At 60.0% G+C, this 2,594-nt stretch carries 5 protein-coding genes; all 5 read left to right on the top strand.

The window, feature by feature from the left end; translation table 11 throughout:
• Positions 1-66 precede the first annotated feature (66 nt).
• Genes EV665_RS32575 through EV665_RS31960 form a run of 5 tightly spaced genes read left to right on the top strand, consistent with a single transcriptional unit; the run spans position 67 to position 2,432 of the window.
• Positions 67-231, top strand: coding sequence for a hypothetical protein (locus EV665_RS32575; protein ID WP_162853240.1), 165 nt, complete (start codon positions 67-69; stop codon positions 229-231).
• Positions 228-443: a hypothetical protein gene (locus tag EV665_RS31975; protein ID WP_133037262.1), complete on the top strand. Its 216-nt coding sequence runs from the start codon at positions 228-230 to the stop codon at positions 441-443. The genes EV665_RS32575 and EV665_RS31975 overlap by 4 nt, the downstream gene beginning before the upstream one ends.
• A complete protein-coding gene (locus tag EV665_RS31970) occupies positions 440-811 on the top strand; it encodes a DUF1064 domain-containing protein (protein WP_133037261.1) in 372 nt (123 codons plus the stop codon). Before EV665_RS31975 ends, EV665_RS31970 begins: the two co-directional genes overlap by 4 nt.
• Complete coding sequence (locus EV665_RS31965) at positions 808-1,002, top strand: hypothetical protein (protein ID WP_133037260.1); 195 nt, start codon at positions 808-810, stop codon at positions 1,000-1,002. Before EV665_RS31970 ends, EV665_RS31965 begins: the two co-directional genes overlap by 4 nt.
• Positions 999-2,432, top strand: a complete 1,434-nt coding sequence (locus tag EV665_RS31960) for a replicative DNA helicase (RefSeq protein ID WP_133037259.1) — start codon at positions 999-1,001, stop codon at positions 2,430-2,432. Before EV665_RS31965 ends, EV665_RS31960 begins: the two co-directional genes overlap by 4 nt.
• The last annotated feature ends 162 nt before the right edge of the window (positions 2,433-2,594 follow it).

Genomic DNA, 2,594 nt, shown 5'->3' with positions numbered 1-2,594 from the left:
GGGCGACTGGGCTCTCGAAACCGACGGAGTGCTTTGCCAGAAAGACGATGGGGAGTGCATAGCAGCATGACGAACCTCCAGAAGATGCTCCGCTTTCTCGACGGCGAAATCTCCGGCCTCCAGGCTCGCATGTCTTCCTATGGCAATTCGGCGCAGACCGCAAAGCTCGCCATGCTCAAGGACATCCGCGCTCTTGTCGCCTCCCTCGATGACAGGAGGGCGAGCGCATGACCTTCGGACAGGAAGCCCTCATCAAGATCGGCCAGTTGTTCAACGGTCGAGACCGCCAGCACGACACGGCAGAGATTGCCAAGATTATGGGCTGTGACGAACAAGACATCTGGAACGCCCTCAGTGACGCACGCGCGGCATATCGCGTCCACAAGACTTGGCATCGTGAACACCAGCGGTCCGTCCGTGACAAGAGCGGGGTAGCAGCATGACGATCCACCTCACCAAAGAACAGGGCCAAGCCTTCCTGTCATCGAAGCCGAAGCGCAGCAAGTACGGCGCCGAGAAAACCTTGCTGGATGGAATCCTCTTCGACAGCAAAGCCGAGGCCAACTTCTATGCCGCGTTAAAGCAGCGGGAGAAGGCCGGCGAGGTAACTGATCTCGATCTGCAGCGCGAATACGACCTGATGGTCAACGGCGTGCTGATCGCACGCTACCGTGCCGATTTCGTGTTCTTCGACCGAATCCTCCGCGCACGCCGCGTCGTCGACGTGAAGGGCTACGCCACCCGCGATTTCCGTCTCAAGGCCAAGCTGATGAAGGCGTGCTTCGGCATAGAGGTCGAGGTGGTGAAATGAACAACGTTGTTTCCTTGCACGCTCATATCGATGCCAGATGGTCGGAATACGTCGCCGCCCAGAAGCGAGCACAGCAAACCCTTTCCATAGATGATGGCATCGCCGCCGCTCGAGCATGGAGCAGATGGCTCGAGCTATTCATGCGCGAGGACCAGAAAGAGTTTATCGGTCAGTCGAGGGCTTCGGCATGAACGCCCACGTCATGGATGCGAATGCCTTTGTCCCGGAAATCGAGCAAAATGTGCTCGGTGCGATTTTGCTCGGCGGCGATATCCACGAGACGCTTTCGATCCTGAAGGAATATCACTTCGTCGAGGCGTTTCATCGGGAGGTGTACCGGTCTGCTTTGGCCGCGCACGAGCGGTACGGCTCGAGCAACCCGAGCATCGTCAAGCGGCTGCTGAATGAGCAGGCTTGCGCCGAGTTCGAGAAATCGACCGGCATGCAGGTATCGGCCTATCTGGCTCGGCTCGTCTCCTCGGCTACGGCATCAGGGACCGGGACGGCAGAGAACGCGCGAAAGGTTCTCGACCAGTGGGCCAGGATTTCCATCGCAGGCGAGGCGGGGCGCGTTCACGCCGCCGCAAATGACCCTTCCGCCGATGCGAAGGTTGTCGCCTCGGAAGCGGCCAAGAACCTCGACGATATCATTTCGGAGCTCAGGGCCGGCGGGCGGAAGAAAACGCGCGTGTCGGTGGGTGGAGCGGCGATGCGCGCCGTCGAGGCCGCGCAGGCGGCGCGAGAAAAGGGTTCTGGCTTAACCGGCATCACATGGGGTCTGACGGACCTCAATCGCATGACGGGCGGTATCCAGCGTCGAGATCTGACATTGATCGGCGCCAGGCCGTCCATGGGTAAGACGACGGTCGCGCTCTCCTGCGCCATCAAAGCGGCCCAGGCTGGTCATTGTTGCGGCATCGTCTCGCTCGAGATGGACGCCGACAAACTGGCCTCCCGCGCGCTCTCCGACATCATGTTCGACTGGCGAGGTAAGGTTCCGTATACCAACATCGTCCGCGGGGAGGTGTTGGACAGCGACATAGACGCGATCATGGAGGCGCAGATCGAGCTCGACCGTCTCCCACTCCATATTGATGAGCAAGCCGGCCAGACCGCCACTGACATCCGCGTCAGGGCCGAAAGGATGGCCGAGGAGAGAGCGCAGCATGGGACGCCGCTCGAGGTTCTATTCATCGACCACCTCGGCCTGATCCGCCCGTCCTCGCGCTATAGCGGCAACCGCGTGAATGAGATCGCCGAAATCACCTCGAGCATGAAATCCCTCGCCAGGGAGCTCGACATAGCCGTTGTCCTCCTCTCGCAGCTCAGCCGGGCGCTCGAGAGCCGCGATGAAAAACGCCCGATGCTTTCTGACCTCAGGGATTCCGGCGCGATAGAGCAGGACGCCGACATGATCGCATTCTTGTTCCGCGAGGCATACTACCTCGAGCGGGCGCAAGGCGGCAGCTTCGAGGAGCAAGCAGAGCGGGCAGACAAGCTGATCGACTGCCAGAATAAGCTCGAGTTCATCATCGCCAAGCAGCGCAACGGCCCGCTCGGAACAGTCGATCTTTTCGCCGATATGGCCTTCTCAGCAGTCAGGAATGGAGCGCGCCAATGAACGGTCTTCCATATTACAAGGCATATCCACGTGATTTCATCGAAGGCACCATCGGCATGTCCTTCGAGTGAGAGCGGCGGTGCAAAAGTCGGCCACGGTAGCGGCGGCATAATGCTGCTGCGGGCGGAGTAAAATCCGGCCACCTATTTCCTTTCTGCAACG

It is taken from the genome of Shinella granuli, from assembly GCF_004341885.1.
Taxonomy (GTDB): domain Bacteria; phylum Pseudomonadota; class Alphaproteobacteria; order Rhizobiales; family Rhizobiaceae; genus Shinella; species Shinella granuli.
This window is presented reverse-complemented; position numbering and strand designations above follow the sequence as displayed.

Bases quoted from the DNA above. Each gene is read 5' to 3' on its own strand.
- EV665_RS31975 (WP_133037262.1), top strand. From the start codon at position 228: ATGACCTTCGGACAGGAAGCCCTCATCAAGATCGGCCAGTTGTTCAAC.
- EV665_RS31965 (WP_133037260.1), top strand. From the start codon at position 808: ATGAACAACGTTGTTTCCTTGCACGCTCATATCGATGCCAGATGGTCG.
- EV665_RS32575 (WP_162853240.1), top strand. From the start codon at position 67: ATGACGAACCTCCAGAAGATGCTCCGCTTTCTCGACGGCGAAATCTCC.
- EV665_RS31960 (WP_133037259.1), top strand. From the start codon at position 999: ATGAACGCCCACGTCATGGATGCGAATGCCTTTGTCCCGGAAATCGAG.
- EV665_RS31970 (WP_133037261.1), top strand. From the start codon at position 440: ATGACGATCCACCTCACCAAAGAACAGGGCCAAGCCTTCCTGTCATCG.